Annotated in this window: 23 protein-coding genes and 1 pseudogene; 16 read left to right on the top strand and 8 right to left on the bottom strand. The window is 45.4% G+C overall.

All coding sequences use genetic code 11. From position 1 onward, the window contains the following. Nucleotides 1-146 precede the first annotated feature (146 nt). The 6 genes from ACZ5NB_RS09605 to cysG are packed head-to-tail and all read left to right on the top strand — an operon-like array spanning nucleotide 147 to nucleotide 7,586. A complete protein-coding gene (locus ACZ5NB_RS09605) occupies nucleotides 147-2,498 on the top strand; it encodes a DNA translocase FtsK (protein ID WP_460234838.1) in 2,352 nt (783 codons plus the stop codon). Nucleotides 2,499-2,521: 23 nt separating this feature from the next. Beyond that, nucleotides 2,522-3,145: an outer membrane lipoprotein periplasmic chaperone LolA gene (gene lolA, locus ACZ5NB_RS09600; RefSeq protein WP_464107939.1), complete on the top strand. Its 624-nt coding sequence runs from the start codon at nucleotides 2,522-2,524 to the stop codon at nucleotides 3,143-3,145. Nucleotides 3,146-3,148: 3 nt separating this feature from the next. Next, nucleotides 3,149-4,474, top strand: coding sequence for a replication-associated recombination protein A (locus ACZ5NB_RS09595; RefSeq protein WP_464107938.1), 1,326 nt, complete (start codon nucleotides 3,149-3,151; stop codon nucleotides 4,472-4,474). Beyond that, complete coding sequence (crcB, locus tag ACZ5NB_RS09590) at nucleotides 4,471-4,845, top strand: fluoride efflux transporter CrcB (RefSeq protein ID WP_460234841.1); 375 nt, start codon at nucleotides 4,471-4,473, stop codon at nucleotides 4,843-4,845. Before ACZ5NB_RS09595 ends, crcB begins: the two co-directional genes overlap by 4 nt. Before the next feature lie 22 nt (nucleotides 4,846-4,867). Further along, nucleotides 4,868-6,148 (top strand): serine--tRNA ligase, encoded by a 1,281-nt coding sequence (gene serS / locus ACZ5NB_RS09585; RefSeq protein WP_460234842.1) that lies wholly within the window; start codon nucleotides 4,868-4,870, stop codon nucleotides 6,146-6,148. Nucleotides 6,149-6,182: 34 nt separating this feature from the next. Beyond that, a complete protein-coding gene (gene cysG, locus ACZ5NB_RS09580; protein WP_460234843.1) occupies nucleotides 6,183-7,586 on the top strand; it encodes a siroheme synthase CysG in 1,404 nt (467 codons plus the stop codon). A gap of 1 nt (nucleotide 7,587) precedes the next feature. On the opposite strand, the gene ACZ5NB_RS09575 is transcribed toward cysG, so the two are convergent. Beyond that, entirely contained in the window at nucleotides 7,588-8,391 is an 804-nt protein-coding gene (locus ACZ5NB_RS09575; RefSeq protein WP_460234844.1) for a hypothetical protein, read from the bottom strand. 215 nt (nucleotides 8,392-8,606) lie between these two features. Between ACZ5NB_RS09575 and ACZ5NB_RS09570 the strand changes: the two genes are divergently transcribed. Continuing rightward, nucleotides 8,607-8,879: a hypothetical protein gene (locus ACZ5NB_RS09570; protein ID WP_460234845.1), complete on the top strand. Its 273-nt coding sequence runs from the start codon at nucleotides 8,607-8,609 to the stop codon at nucleotides 8,877-8,879. A gap of 175 nt (nucleotides 8,880-9,054) precedes the next feature. Continuing rightward, a complete protein-coding gene (gene gorA, locus ACZ5NB_RS09565) occupies nucleotides 9,055-10,419 on the top strand; it encodes a glutathione-disulfide reductase (RefSeq protein ID WP_460234846.1) in 1,365 nt (454 codons plus the stop codon). Between the two features lie 24 nt (nucleotides 10,420-10,443). On the opposite strand, the gene ACZ5NB_RS09560 is transcribed toward gorA, so the two are convergent. Further along, on the bottom strand, nucleotides 10,444-10,809 hold the full coding sequence (locus ACZ5NB_RS09560) for a (2Fe-2S) ferredoxin domain-containing protein (RefSeq protein ID WP_460234847.1): 366 nt from the start codon (nucleotides 10,807-10,809) through the stop codon (nucleotides 10,444-10,446). A 136-nt stretch (nucleotides 10,810-10,945) separates the two neighbouring features. Between ACZ5NB_RS09560 and ACZ5NB_RS09555 the strand changes: the two genes are divergently transcribed. Next, complete coding sequence (locus ACZ5NB_RS09555) at nucleotides 10,946-11,182, top strand: hypothetical protein (protein WP_464107937.1); 237 nt, start codon at nucleotides 10,946-10,948, stop codon at nucleotides 11,180-11,182. A gap of 10 nt (nucleotides 11,183-11,192) precedes the next feature. Here the strand turns inward: ACZ5NB_RS09555 and ACZ5NB_RS09550 are convergent, their stop codons facing one another. Next, nucleotides 11,193-12,230 (bottom strand): methyltransferase domain-containing protein, encoded by a 1,038-nt coding sequence (locus tag ACZ5NB_RS09550; protein WP_460234848.1) that lies wholly within the window; start codon nucleotides 12,228-12,230, stop codon nucleotides 11,193-11,195. Nucleotides 12,231-12,447: 217 nt separating this feature from the next. Between ACZ5NB_RS09550 and ACZ5NB_RS09545 the strand changes: the two genes are divergently transcribed. The 5 genes and pseudogenes from ACZ5NB_RS09545 to ACZ5NB_RS09525 all read left to right on the top strand — a co-directional run bounded on the left by ACZ5NB_RS09545 (nucleotide 12,448) and on the right by ACZ5NB_RS09525 (nucleotide 16,489). After that, nucleotides 12,448-13,593 (top strand): sugar-transfer associated ATP-grasp domain-containing protein, encoded by a 1,146-nt coding sequence (locus ACZ5NB_RS09545; RefSeq protein ID WP_460234849.1) that lies wholly within the window; start codon nucleotides 12,448-12,450, stop codon nucleotides 13,591-13,593. 187 nt (nucleotides 13,594-13,780) lie between these two features. Then, nucleotides 13,781-14,638, top strand: a pseudogene (gene rimK, locus ACZ5NB_RS09540) (30S ribosomal protein S6--L-glutamate ligase); the annotation flags it as partial. A 48-nt stretch (nucleotides 14,639-14,686) separates the two neighbouring features. Then, nucleotides 14,687-14,974, top strand: coding sequence for a cation:proton antiporter regulatory subunit (locus ACZ5NB_RS09535; RefSeq protein ID WP_464107943.1), 288 nt, complete (start codon nucleotides 14,687-14,689; stop codon nucleotides 14,972-14,974). A gap of 3 nt (nucleotides 14,975-14,977) precedes the next feature. After that, nucleotides 14,978-16,024 carry a succinylglutamate desuccinylase/aspartoacylase family protein gene (locus ACZ5NB_RS09530; protein ID WP_460234850.1) on the top strand — a complete coding sequence of 349 codons (1,047 nt, stop codon included), beginning with the start codon at nucleotides 14,978-14,980 and terminating at the stop codon, nucleotides 16,022-16,024. Nucleotides 16,025-16,054: 30 nt separating this feature from the next. After that, nucleotides 16,055-16,489, top strand: a complete 435-nt coding sequence (locus tag ACZ5NB_RS09525; RefSeq protein ID WP_460234851.1) for an ATP-dependent zinc protease family protein — start codon at nucleotides 16,055-16,057, stop codon at nucleotides 16,487-16,489. Nucleotides 16,490-16,554: 65 nt separating this feature from the next. Here ACZ5NB_RS09525 and ACZ5NB_RS09520 read toward each other — a convergent pair whose 3' ends face one another. The 3 genes from ACZ5NB_RS09520 to ACZ5NB_RS09510 all read right to left on the bottom strand — a co-directional run bounded on the left by ACZ5NB_RS09520 (nucleotide 16,555) and on the right by ACZ5NB_RS09510 (nucleotide 18,023). Next, nucleotides 16,555-16,833, bottom strand: coding sequence for a hypothetical protein (locus ACZ5NB_RS09520; protein ID WP_460234852.1), 279 nt, complete (start codon nucleotides 16,831-16,833; stop codon nucleotides 16,555-16,557). Continuing rightward, nucleotides 16,814-17,230: a hypothetical protein gene (locus tag ACZ5NB_RS09515; RefSeq protein WP_460234853.1), complete on the bottom strand. Its 417-nt coding sequence runs from the start codon at nucleotides 17,228-17,230 to the stop codon at nucleotides 16,814-16,816. Before ACZ5NB_RS09515 ends, ACZ5NB_RS09520 begins: the two co-directional genes overlap by 20 nt. 76 nt (nucleotides 17,231-17,306) lie before the next feature. Continuing rightward, nucleotides 17,307-18,023, bottom strand: coding sequence for a sterol desaturase family protein (locus ACZ5NB_RS09510; RefSeq protein WP_460234854.1), 717 nt, complete (start codon nucleotides 18,021-18,023; stop codon nucleotides 17,307-17,309). A gap of 783 nt (nucleotides 18,024-18,806) precedes the next feature. Here ACZ5NB_RS09510 and ACZ5NB_RS09505 point away from each other — a divergent pair. Continuing rightward, nucleotides 18,807-19,286, top strand: coding sequence for a hypothetical protein (locus ACZ5NB_RS09505; RefSeq protein ID WP_464107936.1), 480 nt, complete (start codon nucleotides 18,807-18,809; stop codon nucleotides 19,284-19,286). Next, on the top strand, nucleotides 19,283-19,657 hold the full coding sequence (locus tag ACZ5NB_RS09500) for a hypothetical protein (RefSeq protein ID WP_464107935.1): 375 nt from the start codon (nucleotides 19,283-19,285) through the stop codon (nucleotides 19,655-19,657). The genes ACZ5NB_RS09505 and ACZ5NB_RS09500 overlap by 4 nt, the downstream gene beginning before the upstream one ends. A 107-nt stretch (nucleotides 19,658-19,764) precedes the next feature. On the opposite strand, the gene ACZ5NB_RS09495 is transcribed toward ACZ5NB_RS09500, so the two are convergent. Together ACZ5NB_RS09495 and ACZ5NB_RS09490 are read right to left on the bottom strand one after the other, a co-directional pair. After that, nucleotides 19,765-19,956: a hypothetical protein gene (locus tag ACZ5NB_RS09495; RefSeq protein WP_464107934.1), complete on the bottom strand. Its 192-nt coding sequence runs from the start codon at nucleotides 19,954-19,956 to the stop codon at nucleotides 19,765-19,767. A 2-nt stretch (nucleotides 19,957-19,958) separates the two neighbouring features. Next, a complete protein-coding gene (locus tag ACZ5NB_RS09490) occupies nucleotides 19,959-20,285 on the bottom strand; it encodes a hypothetical protein (protein WP_464107933.1) in 327 nt (108 codons plus the stop codon). Nucleotides 20,286-20,349 lie beyond the last annotated feature (64 nt).

The raw sequence follows: 20,349 nt of genomic DNA, 5'->3' as shown, positions 1-20,349 counted from the left end.
CGAAGCGAACCCTTACCGTGAAAGTCCAGCAATACGGCACACTTCATGGTGTTTCTAATTTGGGTAATGCTTGCTAGTAAAAACTTTATTGATCATTACAATAGCGCACGCACTAAAGTTAATAATAAATGAAATAGGCTAACTCTTTGAAATCCAAAAACTCAGCTAAATCAGCGTCGACGCAACCCCATCCCGCTGTTAGCAAAGCATATTCGCGTCTCAAAGAGGGAATGCTAATTGGCTTTGGCGCCTTGTGCCTTTTCCTTTTACTCGCGCTTATCACCTATAGCCCTACGGACCCTGGCTGGTCCAGCACAGGGGCAGGGGGAGACGCGAAAAACCTCGGTGGGCCGGTTGGTGCCTGGTTAGCGGACATTTTTTACTCACTGTTTGGCTACCTCAGTTTCCTATTTCCTGTCATGCTGGGCTACCAAGCCTGGCTCGTATTTAGACACAGAGAGGTTCATTACCCTTTTGACGCCGTGCTATTGGGCTTACGCTCATTAGGACTCATACTCGTCATGGTCGCAGGAACGGGTCTTGCGGCGATGCATAACAGTGCTAGTTCAGAATTACCGTTTTCTCACGGGGGGATTCTTGGCGCAGAAATCGGTGTCGCAGTTGAAACTAGTCTTAGCTACATCGGCGGAAGTTTGCTGTTAATCGCCGTGTTCCTATTCGGTTTAACCGTATTCACGGACCTTAGTTGGTTTAAATTAATGGATGAAACAGGACGAATAACACTGTTAGCGTTCGATCACCTCGGCAAGACGTACAAGAAACAAACAGCAAAGTTCAAAGAAAACAGAGAGATAAAGAAAACCCAAGAAGCTCGTAAGACAGCAGTGCAAAAGCAGGTCAAAAAAGAGTTAGAGCGAGTCCCACCAACGATTACAGAACCACCCAAAAAGATTGAGCCTAGTAAACGGGTTCAAAAAGAAAAGCAGCGGTCGTTGTTTGAAACAAACCCAGTTAGTGGCGAACTCCCCAAAATTGGCTTGTTAGACGTTGCCGATAAAAACGACGACCGAGGATATTCAAAAGAATCCCTGGAAGCGATGTCCCGATTACTTGAGCTTAAGCTCCAAGATTTCGGTATTACCGCCGAAGTGGTCTCTGTTTTACCCGGGCCAGTTGTTACACGATTTGAGATTCAACCGGCTCCTGGTGTCAAAGCCAGTCGCATTACCAATTTAGCGAAAGATCTCGCTAGGTCATTGGCAGTTATTAGCGTTCGCGTCGTAGAGGTAATACCGGGCAAATCCGTAGTGGGGATCGAAATCCCCAATGAGCACAGAGAAATGGTGCGCTTGAGCGAAGTCCTCGCATCAGACACCTATGAATCTGCAAAGTCCCCGCTAACCCTAGCGTTAGGCCACGATATATCGGGTCAACCCGTCGTTGCAGACTTAGGTAAGATGCCGCATTTGTTGGTAGCGGGTACTACGGGCTCTGGTAAGTCAGTAGGCATTAACGTGATGCTACTGAGCTTACTCTATAAAGCCACACCGAAAGAGGTTCGATTAATATTGGTCGATCCTAAAATGCTTGAACTATCGGTCTATGAAGGCATTCCTCACTTGCTAACCCCCGTCATCACTGACATGAAAGATGCATCAAACGGTTTGCGCTGGTGCGTTGGGGAGATGGAACGGCGTTACAAATTGATGGCGGCACTTGGCGTTAGAAATCTCGCTGGTTTTAACCGAAAAATCGACGAAGCCAAGAAGTCAGGAGAGCCTCTTGTCGATCCGCTTTGGGCTCCTGACCCCATGGATATAATGCCTGCAGAAGAACAAACAGCACCTGAATTAGAGGCTTTACCGTCGATAGTCGTGGTAATCGATGAGTTTGCCGACATGATGATGATTGTTGGTAAGAAGGTGGAACAATTGATTGCCCGGATCGCTCAAAAAGCTCGAGCGGCCGGTATTCATCTTATTTTGGCAACACAGCGGCCTTCTGTGGATGTGATAACTGGCCTCATCAAAGCTAACGTACCTTCAAGAATCGGGTTTCAAGTATCGTCGAAAGTCGACTCTCGGACCATTTTGGACCAGGGTGGGGCGGAACAACTCTTAGGTCATGGTGACATGCTGTATCTACCACCAGGCACAAGTGTTCCTCAGCGCGTGCACGGCGCGTTTGTTGACGATCCCGAAGTTCATCGCGTAGTCGCAGATTGGCAAAAACGAGGTGAACCGAACTATATCGATGGCATTGTTGATGAAGCCAATAACAGTATTCCCGTTCCTGGTATGGCTTCCGAAGGTGGAGACGGGGATAGTGATAGCGAGTCGGATCCACTGTACGACGAAGCTGTCATGTTTGTCACTGAATCGAGACGCGCTTCAATATCGTCAGTGCAACGAAAGTTACGCATCGGGTACAACAGAGCAGCAAGGCTTATTGAAACAATGGAAGCCGCAGGCGTTGTCAGTGAGATGGGCACCAACGGCAACCGTGAAGTCTTAGCGCCAGCGCCGCCAAAACACTAATTTTACTGTTGAGATTCTTTATAGTGAGCCTGCATTCAATTATTTTAAGCGTTTTCCTCTTAATGTTTTCCGTAAAGAACTTTGCAGAAAGCCCCGCAATTTCCCAGCTAAGTGATTTATTGAGCGGCGTCGATTCAATGGAGGGCAGCTTTAAGCAAACAATAACAGACGAAGAAAATGTAATTGTTGAGGAAAATAACGGACAATTTTGGTTAAAACGACCCGGTAATTTTCGTTGGGAGGTTTCACCACCGTTTGCCAAAACAATTGTCTCTGATGGTAAAACCTTATCTACCTACGACCCAGACCTCGAACAATTAACAATTGAAGCCGTCAACGCCAACGTCATGGAGTCGCCCATGATACTACTGAGCGGAGACGTCGATGCCATTCATCAACGCTATACCGTAATCGCAAAAGAGGGCAAGCACGCATTTGAACTTACCCCCAAACGCAGCGATGCAATATTCACGCGATTGAACGTGCGGTTTGTTGATGGTGTGCTGGCTGAAATGACTATATTTAATACGCTGGGTGAAACGCAGACGTATATTTTTAGCGAATTGATTATTAATCCGGAATTTAAACTCAATCAGTTTCAGTTTATCCCACCTGAAAACACCGACATTTTACACCTCGCTGAATAACGCATGACTAGCGACTTGTTCTCTGTTTCAGCGCACCAACCTCTCGCCGCAAGAATGCGTCCAAAAACCTTGGACGATTTCTTTGGACAAGACCACCTTATAGGGCCGCATAAATCCCTGAGAGAAGCCGTTGAGCATAAAACGTTACACTCAATGATTCTCTGGGGGCCTCCAGGCGTTGGAAAAACCACACTCGCCAAAATCATTGCTGAAATAGCAGACGCGCGTTTTGAAACTATATCAGCCGTCCTAGCAGGTGTAAAAGACATCAGAGAAGCCATCGCAAAAGCCCAGCAAGCACGCAATATGCATAATCAAAACACGATTGTGTTTGTCGATGAAGTGCATCGCTTTAACAAGGCACAACAAGATGCCTTTTTACCCTATGTAGAAGACGGCACCATATTGTTTATTGGCGCAACAACAGAAAACCCTTCATTTGAACTCAACAACGCACTGTTGTCTCGGTGCCGTGTCCATGTGTTACGTAAGTTAACGCCGGAAAACCTAGAAGCACTTTTGCGATTTGCTATAAGCAACGAGGAGCGCGGGCTAGGAAAAGAAAAGATCGATATCGGCGAGTGCGAAATAAACGTAATCGCTCAAGCCGCCGACGGCGATGCTAGAACCGCACTGAATTTATTAGAAATTGCCACAGACTTGGCACCTACGAACGATAGCCACACGCGAATCACGGCAGATATTTTACGCGAAGTAATTGGAGATAACGTCCGTCGCTTCGATAAGGGTGGCGAATATTTTTACGATCAAATATCAGCTCTACACAAATCCGTTCGAGGCTCGTCTCCAGATGGTGCTCTTTATTGGTTTGTACGAATGATTGATGGCGGCTGTGATCCACTGTATATCGCACGACGTGTTGTGAGGATGGCAAGTGAAGACATAGGGAATGCCGACCCACGAGCCTTGGAAATTTGCCTCAATGCGTGGCAAGTTCAAGAGCGTCTCGGAAGCCCAGAAGGCGAGCTCGCCATTGCCCAAGCCATAGCGTATTTATCCGTGGCACCGAAGAGCAATGCAGTGTACAGCGCGTTCAATGCCGTTAAGAAAGACATCGCTGAGATGCCCACCTACGACGTGCCAATGCATTTACGGAATGCCCCAACCAATCTCATGAAGGACCTGGGCTACGGTAAGACATACCGTTACGCCCATGATGAACCAGAAGGGTATGCTGCCGGAGAGCGCTACCTGCCGGACGAGATCGCTGAAATGCGGTGGTATGAGCCAGTTAATCGTGGCATGGAGATCAAAATTAGGGAAAAATTAGCGTATCTCCGATCCCTTGATGAAAAGGCCTCACAATGAACTGGCTTGCAGTGGCACTAGGCGGCGCTTTAGGCGCTATGGCACGCTATGGAGTAGTCGCCTATATCGTCCCAATCCCCTCCAATCGCTTCCCTCTAGGAACATTACTTGCCAATTACCTGGGGTGTTTCGTCATCGGTGCTGTTTATGTCACTATCATGGAAAAGAACCTATTGGGTGACCAGTGGCGACCGTTTATAATCACCGGCTTTCTGGGGGCGTTGACCACTTTTTCAGCGTTTGCACTAGAAACGGTGCAGTTATGGCAAGCGGGTCACACCGGTATCGCGCTCGCTTATGTGGTTTGTAGCTTTGTTGGCTGCATTCTTCTGACTTGGCTTGCGCTAAACCTCACACATCAATTCATCTAACCTGTCAGTTTGGTTTGTCACTATGCTAGATCCAAAACTTATTCGCAGCGATGCAAATGCAGTTGCCGAATTACTTAAGAAAAAACACTACGCGCTCGACGTTGAGCGTATTCAATCGCTAGAAGAGTCACGTAAAGCAATACAGGTTAAAACCGAAGCGTTACAGCAAGAACGCAATAGTAAATCTAAAGGCATAGGTGCAGCTAAGGCAAAGGGTGAAGACATTGCACCGTTGCTAAAAGAAGTAGAAAACCTCAAGTCAGAACTCGCGGCTTCAGAGCATGAATTAAACGCCGTGCAGGCCGAGATGGACGATCTTCTTGCGGGGATTCCGAATATTCCTGCCGATCGTGTGCCGGAAGGAAAAGACGAAGATGATAACGTTGAAATCCGAACCTGGGGTAAGCCTCGCCAATTCGAGTTTGATGTAAAAGACCACGTCGACTTAGGCGAAGGGCTAGACCAAATGGATTTTGAGTTAGCCACTAAATTGGCCGGTTCTCGATTCGTCGTAATGACTAACAACGTGGCACGTTTGCACCGAGCCTTGATCCAATTTATGTTAGACGTCCACACTCGCGAGCACGGCTACCAAGAAATCTACGTCCCGTACATCGTTAACAAAGATTCTATGTACGGTGTCGGCCAGCTGCCCAAGTTTGAAGAAGATTTATTCAAACTCACCGATGATCGAGAATTTTATCTGATTCCAACGGCTGAAGCGCCTGTGACCAATGTGCTTCGTGATGTTATTGTCGACGATATTGATACATTACCTTTACGTTACACCTGCCACTCACCGTGTTTTCGAAGCGAAGCGGGTAGCTCTGGCCGTGATACGCGTGGAATGATTCGTCAACATCAATTTGAAAAAGTGGAATTGGTCCAGTTCGTCCGCCCAGAAGAATCGGATGAGGCGTTAGAACGCCTGACTGGCCACGCTGAAACTATTTTACAGCGATTAGAGCTACCATACCGCACAGTCATTTTATGTGGTGGCGACTTAAGCTTTTCATCCTCTTGTACTTACGACATAGAAGTCTGGTTGCCCTCACAAAATAAATACCGTGAAATTTCGTCATGCAGTAACTTCCGTGATTTCCAAGCACGGCGCATGAAAGCTCGCTACCGAAATCCTGACACTGGAAAACCGGAGTTGCTCCACACTCTGAATGGTTCCGGTTTGGCAATTGGTCGTACACTGGTTGCGATACTCGAAAACTATCAGCAAGAGGACGGTTCGATTACCGTACCTACAGTGTTACAACCCTATATGGGTGGTCTCGAGGTCATTCGAGCATAATCTTCATTGCCCTTGGTATAGAGAGAAGCTAGACGTGGAATATTTGCCAATATTTGTCGATATTAAACGGCACCCTAGTTTAATTATTGGCGGTGGAGACGTTGCGCTTCGAAAAGCCCAGTCACTAACGATCTCGCAAGGCGTTGTCCACGTTGTTTCGCCAAAAATAGAACCTGAGCTAGAGCAGTTACTTAAGGATAATAAGGGTAAACATATTCAGCGCGAGTTTCACGATAGCGACATCGAAGGTTATCGATTAGTTATCGCAGCCACAGACGATCACGAAACCAATGCGCACATTGCACAACTCGCGGAAAAAACCGGTTGCTTATTTAATGCTGTTGACGAGCCTGCTATAAGCAACTTTATTTCACCCGCGGTTATCGACCGCAACCCTATAGTTGTTGCCATTAGTAGTACCGGTAAAGCGCCCGTACTGGCTCGTGCAATGCGAGAAAAGATCGAGGCCTGGTTTCCAGCAAACTACGGTGCTCTCGCTGGGTTAGCGGGCAACTTTCGAGACCAGGTAAAGCAAAAAATCACTTCCGGTGCGCAACGCTTACGCTTTTGGGAAACCATCTTTAATGGCCCAGCGGGTGAAAGGGCGCTTGCGGGCAATATTGATGAAGCGAAAACAATTATTCAGCAAACCATCGATAACAACGACGAAACCTTACAAGGTGAAGTCTTCCTCGTCGGCGCTGGCCCCGGTGACCCTGATCTCTTAACACTCAAAGCATTACGTTTGATGCAACTCGCCGACGTTGTGCTATACGACCGACTCGTCTCCGACGACATCATGACACTCGTTAGAAAAGATGCTGAACGAATATATGTCGGAAAACAACGAGCTGAACACACCATGCAACAGGTTGATATTAACCAGCGTTTGGTGGATTTAGCGAAACAAGGTAAACGCGTGTTGCGTCTAAAAGGCGGTGATCCGTTTATTTTCGGTCGTGGAGGTGAAGAACTGGAATTGCTTGCAGAAAACCATGTGCCTTTCCAAGTCGTCCCAGGTATTACAGCTGCTTCAGGTTGTGCAAGTTATGCGGGCATTCCGCTGACTCACAGAGACCACGCGCAATCCGTTCGCTTCATTACAGGCCACCTAAAAAGCGATGCAGCAAACACAATGTTTGAAGACGTAAAAGACCCTAATCAGACACTAGTATTCTACATGGGACTAGTCGCTCTTGCGGATATCTGTAAGCGCCTCATCGAAATAGGCCGATCACCTTTGACGCCAGCCGCCTTGATAGAAAAGGGCACAACCACTCAGCAGCGGGTTTTTATCGGTAATTTAGAAACCTTAAGAGATTTAGTAGAAGAACATCAAGTCAGCGCACCGACACTGGTTATTATCGGGGATGTTGTTGGTCTGCACGATCAGCTTAACTGGTTTCGTGTAAACCAACAATTTTTAAAAGAGGATTAATTTAAAACCGGTAGCGTAATGATAAGTTGTAGCTATCTAAGTCCTGCTCTAAATAGTCTCCTTCGCCAAAATCTAAGTACTTTTCCCAAAAAAGTTTCGTGCTTATTGAGCGACTAATATTCCACGTGAGACCAAGCCCCATAAACAGCTCCGGATCGTGGCTTGTTTCGGTTTCCTTCACTAAAACTTCATCGAAAAAACAACAAGGACCTTCCTGTAGTACATAAGTGTAATTATTTGTAGTCACCTTGTACTCTGATATTAGCGCGCCCGCCTGTAAACTCATTTCAAACCATTTAGTTATGGGCACTTTCCCCACTGCCGCTAATCGTATCCCTATTACTTCAGTTTTTAAATTTGAACCCAGTATAGGATTGAGAGGCGGGTTCGCGGACAAAGGAGATGATAAAGCAAATACGCCGGTAGGACTTGTTGAGAGATCTGGATCGACAAAACTCCCTGGTCCTGTAACCTCAGATCCAGCGAGAACCGGTGTGAATGGATTAAAAATACCACCTAAATCCAAGCTTTGATTGACACTAACAGTCTGTTTACCAAAATCCACGAAACCAAACTCTAAGTCGAGATATTGGTTAAACGAAAAGCCACCCGTAATTTGATAGCCAGATGACGAATTGTCCACTTCAAGCTGGGTAATAACACCGAAGCTGTCACCATCCCCCTCGAGACCCGCCTGATTTCTCGAATAGGTCACATCCATATACCAATTAGACCAAGTAACCGTTGAGGCACTCATAAGCGCTACAAACAATATGGCGCGCTTTTCAACATTGAATCGTTTCATTCCCATTGTTGCCCTTATTTCCTATGGATCATATCCCCATATTTAAAGGTCGCAAACGGTATCAAAATGACACTTAATTCACCAGCGCTAAAGAACTTTTGAAATAAGCCGATATACTGACAGAAGGGTCAGGTAATTGGTTACAAATTGACACATATATAAACGGCAGAGTTAGGGCGTTTGCGGTAGCATCAACAGAAGCGGAGGACAGGCGAATGATTAACTTACCTCGCACCATACCACTTAGTAACAACGACCGTTTAACCGCCAAAAAGGTGGACAATAAACGGGTTTACGCAACCGGCAAACTTGACCCCATTGGTACCAAGTCAACAGTTAACGGCCCCCGCAATAAACCTTTTATTGAACGCCGCAAAAAAGACCGTCGAACGTCGAATCGAGAAGGATATCCACTTGAATCCCGATCCGGTAACGATCGCCGAAAAGGCGCATGGCTGCGCACTCCACGAATTGATGTGAAAGCTTGAGGCCGCGAATCGCCTTACACCCATTGTAATAATCGCTGGCTAATTTTCTTTCTTTTTGATCGCTCGTCGCTTTTGTTTCTCTCTCAACCCACTTGAGCTCATCGCTAGGTCTACACGCACAACTTTTTAGCTGCTAAAGTGGCACCTATCAAACCAAAATATATGGGCACTTTGCATGAGCTATGATTTTGACTTTTTCGTAATTGGAGCTGGCTCTGGCGGTGTGCGATCTGCACGCGTAGCGGCGAATCTTGGAGCCAAAGTCGGGATCGCTGAAGACCGCTACCTCGGCGGCACATGTGTCAACGTCGGCTGCGTTCCAAAAAAATTGTATGTTTATGGCTCGCATTTTAGTGAAGATTTTTCACTCGCAAAGAGCTACGGCTGGGATGTTGGTTCGGCATTTCTCAACTGGGACACCTTGCTAAAAAATAAAAACGATGAGATCGAACGCCTGAATAATGTCTATGCAAATCTTTTAGATAAAGCCAACGTCGAATTACTACCGGGGCGCGCCAAATTTATAGACGCTCATACTCTCGAGATTAATGATGAAAAAGAGGGCAGCAGACGGATAACCGCCGATAAGATCCTGATTGCAACAGGTGCATGGCCGTTTGTGCCTGATGTACCCGGGAAAGAGCATGCAATAACCTCAAACGATGCATTTTATATAGAACAACTACCGCATTCTATTGCCATTGTAGGCGGAGGATACATCGCGATTGAGTTTGCCGGTATTTTTCACGGCATGGGTGTTGAAACCCATTTAATCTATCGAGGACCTTTGTTTTTAAGAGGGTTTGACCAAAGCGTTAGAGAGCACATGGCAAACAACTTACAAAAGAAAGGAATCCACGTTCATTTCAATACAGACGTAACTGCCATCAATCGAAACGGGCGCTCGCTCTCATTGACGTTAAATGATGGGCAAACACTTGATACCGAGTCAGTTATGTACGCCACTGGTAGAGTGCCTAAGATTGAAGGCCTAGGGCTAGAGAATATTAATATCACCCTGACCGAAACAGGTCATATTGCGGCGAACGCCACTTTTCAAACCAGCACACCGAATGTCTATGCCGTTGGCGACGTGATCGGCGGCAAAGAACTAACACCCGTCGCAATTGCTGAAGGTAGTGCGGTAGCTAATTCGCTATTTGGATCAGCAGTAGACGTCGATTACGAACACATTGCTACAGCGGTTTTTTCTCAACCCAATATTGCAACAGTTGGTATGACCGAAGAGGAAGCACGTAAACAGTATGGTGATGTACGGATTTACGAAACAAGCTTTAAACACATGAAGCACAGTTTCGTGGGCGACACCGACAAAACGTTTATGAAATTAATTGTCGAGGATCAAACTGACAAGGTTATCGGGTGCCACATGATTGGCGCCGATGCCGGTGAAATTATTCAAGGAATCGCTGTGGCAATGAAAGCTGGCGCTACAAAGGCACACTTTGATTCAACCATTGGCATTCACCCCACGGCGGCAGAGGAATTTGTAACAATGCGAGAGGTGACAAGGCGTTAACACGCACTTTCGCTAAGATCGCGCCTATTCTTCGAACGGGATGACATATTCTTGCACAGGCAGCCCACCAATCAGATGTTCTTGGATGATTCTTTCCAAAACGTCTTCGTTACACGAGTGATACCATATCCCTTCAGGGTAAACAACCGCGATTGGTCCCTGTTGGCACACACGCAGACAGTTCGCTTTTGATCGATAGATTGTCCCGCCATGCTGATCATGTAACTCGGCAATACGTTTTTTCAAATAACTCCACGCTTTTAAGCTTTCGCCTTTATCACAACATTTAGGTTCGGTTTGGTCAGCACATAAAAAGATATGTCGCTTTAGCTCAGAAAGCTTCAGTACCTTTGCGGCTCTTGCCAATTTCTTTCGGTCTTCTTCACTCACTACCACTATGGAAAATTCCTACTAATTCATGTTTTTGAGGTCGGCATTCGAGTTTTTTGGCAAGGTAAACCACGCTAGCTAGTTCTTTGCCTATACTTCATTGTAGAAAGCAAACAAACTGAGAGTGGCTGATGCCATGTTAAAAATCATTGAGAGAATACTACCTTCCTGGGCGCTATGTACAGAACCCGATCCGCTTCACAGTCACGCTCGGCGGTATACGGCTAAATACCGTCGAAAGCAGGGTGTCGTAAAGAATCTTTGGATAGGAATAGGGGTTGTAATGATAGCGCTACCTAACTTGTCACTAATCGCAGCGCTATCGCTTCTCACAACCTTTGTATCGTTCATCATTCTCGATGAAACTGACTAAATGACTTTATCTAGCAACAGCCGCCTTCACTAAACACGCCATCTTCAGTAAATGGAACGGGCGTTCCACAGCCTTCAAAAATTCCAAAATGGGTTGAGAAATCACCAATAAACTCGAAGTGCTCGGCAAATCGCGTATTGGCGAGCATGTACCAGGTATTTCCGCAGACGGGGAACGCCTTTCCAGTTTGGATATAGTGATGTTTATCTAAGCTAAACGCACTAGGGGCATTATCGATAGTGCCTTTGTAAATCACCGCCTGCCCATAGTCTTCACACGCAGGCTCAAGCTGAGGAAGCTTGAATAAGCGGTAAGTCGCTGAGTAAAAGGCGATTTCACCCGTTTTCTGTTGTAAAACTGGGTCATTGACCCCTAGCGGTCTATCCTCCACTAGGCGCGGGTCTAAAAAGCCCGCCTGCTTCGATAAATTAACGAAGTCATTCCAATACAGTGCGCCGCCAAGGCACTCGCCGTACAGCACTTCGTCGTTTTTGACATCCTCAGGAACACGTCTATCGCTATAAACATCAGAAAAATAGAACTCACCCCCTTCTTTTAGGAGGTTATATATCCCTTTTAAAACCGCGGGTTTATCCGTTGATAGATTAATGACGCAGTTAGAAACGATAATATCGAAACTATTGGGCTCTAAATCTAGCTCATGGAGCTTTTCAATTTCTCCCTTTAAGAATCGCACGTTGCGAAAACCGAACTTTTCCGCATGGTAGTCAAGGTGCTCGTTTGCCACTGCTAGCTGCTGCTCAGTCATGTCAACGCCGATCACTTCGCCTTCGGCACCTACAAGCTGTGCTAATGCATAAACATCTCGACCGGAGCCGCTCCCCAAATCGAGAATACGCTTACCCCGTAGTTCAAGCGGTGCGACTAAGCCACAGCCGTAGTAACGCGCCATAACCTCGTCATGGATATTGCTTAACAGCGGTTTAAGCCATTCGGGCATTGCTGACGCGTCACAACAGGCATCTGTTTTTAGGTCTGCTGAGCTCTGTAGCTGGTTTCCGTAATAATCTTTAACAACGTCTTTCATATTGGCAGAGGACTTCCTATTTTGAAATGGGTGGCAACTATTTTCAAAACTATGAAAACGCGCTGCACATCACTACTGTAGTCGACGATAAATACTACAATAACTACTTCAGAATCCCCTAACCCAATTTGAGCTAGGGTTTTTGTTCCAGCGATATCGCCTAAGGAAAAATACGTTGGAAGCACCAAAATCGTTACACAAGGAAGCAAGTTTTACAATGAATATCACAACAAAGCTAACAACCCGTTTCAATCAACTAAAAGAGGTTGCAGAGAAGCCCGAAGGGAAATCGATCATCCAGCAATTGATGGAGGTCGCTAGACTAAAATACAGCGATACGCATTTATCTCTTTCCAACTACGCGTACCTTGGCTTAGGTGACCAAAAGGCCTATGCAACCGCCGATCTCAAAGAGTTTGGTGGTAGCTATATGAAGAAGCACCTACACGGACTTCTCAATAGCCCGCATTGGGATGCAGTAGTGACTGACAAGCTTGTACTTTCATCAGTACTAGAATCCTGCGGGATTCCATCACCTAAAATCTATGCAGCGGCATGTCGGTTCAAACGCAAGTTCGGAGAGTTACCCGTCTTCGACAGTAAAAAAGACTTAGAAGTATTTTTAGAGTCGTCTATTCCCTACCCATTTTTTTGCAAGCCGATAAAAGGCGGGTCAGCGAAAGGCTGCATGAGGGCAGAAAGCTTTTCACGAGAAACCAACAAAATTCTTCTCGCAGACGGAGAGTCTATTACTGCGGCTACGTTCATCGACCGTTTAGAGGACCCGACAGGTTGGGGATATCTGTTTCAAGAGGCCGTAGTTTCAAACCCTAGCACACAAGATCTATCCGGTGATTCAGTAACGGGTTGTAGAGTTATTGCGTTGCTTGACGACAATCAACCTTCGATCTTTCGAATCGTTTGGAAAATACCTGCGCAAGGCAACTATGTTGATAACTTTGTAGGCGGCACCACGGGCAATCTGTTGGCCGATGTCGACGTAAAAAACGGTAAGGTAACGCGCATAGTATCCGGGGCCGGAAAACACTTAACTGTCAACCCAGAAAAGATAGTCAACAATTACCACATCTTAGGTAGACAACTACCTGACTGGGAAAGCTTGAAGGAGCTGATAAGGTTAGCGGCACCTTCATTTCCTGGTTTTAGATTTCAGCATTGGGACATTGGATTTTCTAATAACGGGCCAATCGCTTACGAACTCAATACCGCAGGCGACCTTGATATCACGGAACTCGCGAGAGGAAAGGGTGCCTACGATGATGAACTAAAATCATTTATAGCTAAGTTCAATAATCAAGCAAAAAGGAACTACCTCGCTAGCGGGACTCCGGTAAACAGCTAGCTAACCAAAATGATTCTCACCTCGATACCACCACCCTGAAAGCCACCAGGGCTTTCAGGCACGTCTTATTCTGCAACATATAATGAATTTCAGTCGCACCAGATCAATTCACTCGCTATAATTTTTGCGGTATATGCCGGAACTTCCTGCGCCATGATATGCGGCGCTCATCATCACGAGTACATCAATGAAATTAGCTATTCTATCCCGTGGAAATAACCTCTACAGCACTAAGCGTTTAAAGGAAGCCGCTAAACAGCGCGGTCATACCGTGCGAGTTCTCGATACCCTCAAGTTTGCCATTGACCTGCAACAGGGAGTTCCGGACCTATACTATAAACAGTCGCCAATCGACGACTATGATGCCGTCTTGCCGCGAATCGGCGCATCCATTACCTACTATGGGACAGCGGTCGTACGCCAATTCCAAGAAATGGACGTATTTTGTGCGAATACAGCTCACGGGATACTCAATTCCCGAGATAAATTACGAAGCCTCCAGATTCTCAGCCGCCACCATATTGGTATCCCTCGCACCACTTTTGTACGAGACAAGCTTGATGTGCTTCCAGCAATTGAGCGGGTAGGGGGCGCGCCTGTCATTATCAAGCTTATAGAAGGGACACAAGGTATTGGGGTGCTGTTGGCCGAATCCGTGCAGGCTGCGGCGTCGATTATTGAGCTACTACAAAGTCAAAAGCAAAACGTGCTCATTCAAAAATTTGTCGCTGAGAGTAAAGGAAAAGACATCAGAGCGTTTGTGGTGGGTGACCGCGTAGTTGCCGCAATGAGACGAGTAGCCCAGGGGCAAGAATTTCGAAGCAATGTTCATCGAGGCGGCGTAGCCGAAGCTGTCGAACTGTCTGACGAATACGCAGAAACTGCTGTACGCGCTGCACAAATTATGGGATTACGCGTCGCAGGCGTCGACATACTTGAAAGTAAAACCGGGCCGCAAATTATGGAAGTTAACTCCTCACCAGGCTTAGAGGGAATCGAAACCTGCACGGGATTAGATGTCGCTGGGGCCGTCATTGAATACATAGCGGCACAAGTAGACTTCCCAGAAATAGATGTTCGACAGCGCCTTAACGTGAGCAAAGGCTATGGTGTGAGCGAGATATACGTTCCTGAAGGCTCTAAATTTGTCGGTATGACACTCGAAGAAACAAAATTATACGACCAAGATATCAATACACTGACTCTCTACCGTGGCTCTAAAAGTATACCGAACCCAAAAAAGACACGCGTATTAGAAGCGAACGACAAGATTTTGTGTTTCGGAAAATTAGAATCAATGCGCAGCATGATCCCCGCCAAAACGCGACGCAGGAGAGCACCAGAAATTCTCGAGCTACCGCATGAAGTGAATGACGATTAAGCCATGTCGAGGCAATTGTTGATCGGTGGCCAAGAAGTGCTACCCGGTAAGAGTTTAGAAATCGAACTACCTGTTGTACGACTATACACCGATACCGATATTTGTATGCCGGTTCACGTCAAGCGCGGTCGGCATGATGGCCCAACGGTTTTTGTATGTGCAGCTGTTCACGGTGATGAATTAAACGGCGTTGAAATTATACGTCGCTTAATTAGTATGAAACGGCTAAAAATAACACACGGCACACTAATACTCGTGCCGATGGTGAACGTCTACGGGGTGCTTAACCAAACACGCTATATGCCCGATAGGCGAGACCTTAATCGTTGTTTTCCTGGCTCGGCTAAAGGTTCGCTAGCGGGCATCGTGGCCAATAAATTCCTTTCTGAAATAATTAGCCACTGTGACTACGGTATCGATTTGCACACAGGCGCGATTCATCGATCAAACCTGCCACAAATTAGAGCCAATTTAAAGGACGCTGAGACACGCGAACTCGCTGAAGCATTTGGTGTCCCGGTGTTGCTAAATGCTGATCTACGAGATGGTTCGTTACGACAAGCCGCTGTTGAGTTAGGCACCAAAGTTCTACTGTATGAAGCGGGACAAGCTCTACGTTTTGATGAGCTATCGATTCGCGCCGGTGTGAAAGGAATTCAGAATGTATTAACCCACCTTGGGATGTTGCAACGAAAATCAAAAACTACAGCGAAGAAAGGCCCTTTAAAACATTTCATCGCAAATACCAGCGCCTGGGTGAGAGCAAATCATAGTGGCATTGTCACCACATTAAAAAACCTAGGTGATCAAGTACAAAAGGGCGACCCACTGGCACATATCGGCAACTCTTTTGGCGAGCGCTTTGGCACGGTCAACGCAGCACGTTCAGGAATTATTATTGGCAAGCAGAACATACCGCTAGCACAAGAAGGCGATGCAATGTTCCATATTGCTTATTTCACGGAAGAAGACGAAGAAATTGTTGAGAATATAGAAATCATGCAAGACATTTTGATGCCCGCTGAAGGTGAAATGCCACGCGGTATTTAGACATATTTATTTAACATTGAGTGTTATTAAATGAAAGAAAAGTTGATTGTCGGTGCTTTAGAAATATGTGATCTTCCAGAAATCGGCATTAGCGACCTGCAAATTCGTGTAGACACAGGTGCAAAAACGTCGTCGTTACATGTAGATAACTTACAAAAATTCAAAGTAAAAGGGCGCCCCTGGGTAAGGTTTGACATCCACCCCAATATTCACAACGTCGACGCGATCATTCAATGTGAAGCCGCACTGCATGATGTACGAACCATCAAGTCATCAAATGGTGTATCTGAGGAACGCTATGTTATTCAAACACCTATCAAACTTGGCGAGGATCAATGGCCGATTGAGATCACATTAACTGACCGTTCTGATATGAGTAATCTAATGCTTCTAGGTAGAGAAGGGATGAAAGGGCGCATCCTTGTCGATCCCTCACGTACATTTTTGCTTGGATCAGAAGGTTAAAACGTGTAAAAACCTTTTGGCAAACGTAATAACTATTGATAACGACAGCAAATAAAAAAACGTCGTTACTGCCCGTCAAAAATTTTTGTCAATAAAACTCTCAAATTATCGGCTCGGTCGCATATTAGTTCCGAGTAGGGGCCAGCAACACCTTTCGGCATCAACTCCTCACCTGAGTCTACCAGCTTTCTGGCGGAGCATAGCGCTTGAAGTTTATCTAGCTCGGCAAACACCTGTTCCACTAGATTACCATTCGCCACAATACTCTCGACAATATCAGGGTTAGCTTTCAAGTGATTGGGTAGCATCGCTGAAAAATCTGCGTTAGTGTTTTTCTTTGGCACTAGTAATTTTTTCCAAAAATTGATCGCAGGGATTATGGTTACTCAACGTATATTTGTGCTCAAAAAAGTTAGCCAAGGTATTGAGATAACGATAGCAAACTGCGCGGCCTTTTGAGTATTGTTCGATATAACTTCTTGATGGGATATGACTTGCGATTTCGTCCTCAAGTTGTTTTGGCGTAATATCGCCTTTGGTAACCAATTCAAAAGCATCTACATACTGAGATCGAACAAAGTCTTTAATTTCACTAGAAAGCTGGCGCCATGTTCCTGTTTCGAGATACACCGCAATCGCATGGTAAAGAGTTTTATCTAAAGCAAAGGGCGTATTAGGCACCTGGGGAAAGGGTTTAACATTCTCTGAATGGTTTGACTTAGTGAGTAAAGGTTTTGGCACGCAAGGTCCCTCCAATGTGCAAATCGTGTTTGGCCACTATAGTGGCCAAACACATTATTCCTTACACCTACATAAGTCAAGATGGTTTTCTAAATATTAATTCACTTTTAATATCATGGCTGTTTGAAAAGCCTAATTGCTTATCCCACATTTCTGGAATTTTCACAGTATTAAAAACATAGTCCCATAAAAATGGCGCGTAATTATACTTATGTAACCTGTATTCATGATGAACAAGATGCATCCCAGGTAATTGAATAACATAACCGAGCGGCCTCATCCAACGAGGCACCTGAATATTTGAATGATGGAAACACTCTAAGCAACCTTCGATTGCTAGTGCGATTGCCAATACATCTGGAGAGATATTAAAAATTACTTTCCCAAGGAAAATAAGATAAACCGTATTAAAAAACACCTCGAACGGATGACGGTAAAACGCTAAACGACTCTCCATGTGGCTTGGGGAATGATGTAAATGATGAACGAAGCGCCACAAAATGCTATTTTGATGCTTCCATCGATGTATCCAATAGTTACCAAAGCTATAAAACACGTAAAACATAAAGCCCTGGACGACAGAATTAAACGCCTCTAACGAGAGAAACCCGTTCGGTAATTCAACCCAATAGAAAAAGATTAATCTAAGCCATAAAAGGCAAAATATCCCTAAAGCCGCCCACCAAAATGTAAAGCCTGGCGCAATAGGGTGATTGTGTTTTGGTATGAGTCGTTCCAGCGTAAAAAAGAAGATAAATACCGTCGTTTGTATTATTGCAATTGTATAAAGCATTTCGTTCTCCTAGTTGGTCGTAAATATTCATCTATAAATATCCAGCGCCATCTTTGCGCTAAAAACTAAAAACTAAAAGAAGATCGATGCTTAAGAAACGTTTTTACAGAATTATTAAATAGAACAAATACAGAAATTCATTTTGGCGCCTTGTTGATGATTTGCATGCCATGGGCTTGCCGAGCTGCCAGAGCCTTTTGTTGCTTTGGAAACAACACGCTTAAGAGAATTTGGGACTAGTAGATTTATACTGGTTCTAATTTTGTATAAAGCGTTTTCATCGCCGATTACATTAAGCAAGACTAAGTAGTAACCGGCACCATGCGCCGCCTGCGTCGTTGATAATCTGTCCGCCACACATTTCAGTAAACTATCTAAGGCTTTCTATATGAATAGGAAATGAGACTGACGATAAGTACCAGAGCTTTTCCATGAAGAGCCAGAAAACAAGGCCTAGAAAATCCGTTCAAGACAACTTCACACGAAGAACCCCAATGATTTATCACATAATTAAGCAAAGTGACTATGACAAGGTAAAGGCCGGTTTGCGTAACTTATTGATTCAATTGATCTATATTCCTCAATATCTGCATTTACGCATAATGTATATTATGTTAAATTGGATTGAATAAAACTTAAGCGATTTTTAGACGAATTTATTCTATATCGTATTGCGTTAAGTTTTGTTCTTATGTTGAACAGCGCGCCAGCGTTACGCCACTTATCCGATTTACGACGCCTTTTCTCCCGGTTTACGTGCATCAATGTGAACAGGTGCACACAATGCGCGACAAGATGTACACGAAGTACTTAAACCATGACCACTTTGGCGAACCTGGCTACACGACAGCCTTCAGCGCCGAAGACATAGCGGCAATCTGTGATGTCAGTTTAGCCACTCCCTACCGCTGGCTGAAAACTGGGAATTATCCGAAGCCTTATAAACGGCTGCTCGACATAATGGGTGCCTGTCGGTATTTACCCAACGACTGGCGCGAGAATGGCTTTCACTTTCGTGACGGGTTTTTATATACCGGCATTAAGAGCCACAAATTCAACGCGGTAACGTTGCAAAACTTTACTATGATCTATGACTATGCAAACACGCTACACCGTGAAAACCACCAAATGCGCGCCTACTTCGACGCCGTTGAGAATCCAGACAGAAAATCAAAGGTGGTTGAATTTCCTGTTCGACCAACACTGTCAGCCAGTGAAACTTTTTATGAACTCATGCAACAACAATTGAGGGACAGCAAATGAAGACTTTTTGTTTATTGATTACTGCTACTTTTTTATTTTCCTGCGCGAGCGGCCCCAATCTTTACAGCCCTGTTCTGCCCATGGAGAACAACCAATACGAAACTAGCCCGTCCGCATTGGAGAAAGATACCGCCAAGATACGCGCCACACGCAACGCCGAACGCTACTGCAAACACTACACGAAGTCAGAACGCTATACCGTCGTCAGCATTAAAACTAAATACGAAGGATTACTACCGGACGAAGAAACCGCCAATAAAGTGTCCAAAGGTGCCAAAGCCGCTAGCAAGTTTACTCGCGGTTTAATTGGCCCCGGCACGGAAGACGATTACCGAACGCATTTAACATTTACGTGCAAAGATGAAAATTAACGACGCTTGCGGGCCGTTTTTTTACCACCTTTGCGGCCTGCCATTTTTGCAGCCTTAGACCCACGAACAAATTGCCCTTTTTTATTTCGACCTTTCATCATTTTCACCTAATTAATCAATGGAATATGTTTCTGTAGTTCGTTAATTCGCTCGTGCGCCCTGGCGGTCTCTTTTTCCGTTTTGTCGATCTTTTCTCGCAAATAGGTAATATGCACCTTAACACCGGCCACCGTAGCGACCGCGCTAATGGCACCGGTAAACAACGACGCAAAAACCACTAAAACAACTTGTTCAAACATAACTATCCTTTATCGCGCTTAACTATCAACCACTTATCAATCCCAAATACAGCCGCCGATATCGCACCAAAGCCCGCGATATACCATTCAGGCAATGCTTTCAAATGCGCGAACCCTATATCTACTGACGGCTGCAAAAAAGGCACGAAGCACGCCACTACCGGATACGACCAAATCAATACGAGGTATTCATCAGAATAGCCAGGAATGCCCTTTTTAAGCCGTTCAGCTTTGGCTAGCTCTTTGGTTTTGGCAATCTCAGAACGAGAACTCACCCAGTCTTTAAATGTGCCACCGATAATCGATAACGCTAACGACCATAAACCCATCACAGAATCACCCGCACGATAAGGGCCGTCAAAATTGAAATCATTAGATTAATTAAAAAACTCA

This window comes from Aurantivibrio plasticivorans, assembly GCF_055392955.1.
The sequence above is the reverse complement of the archived record's forward strand: the minus strand, read 5'-3'. Positions and strand labels throughout refer to the sequence as shown.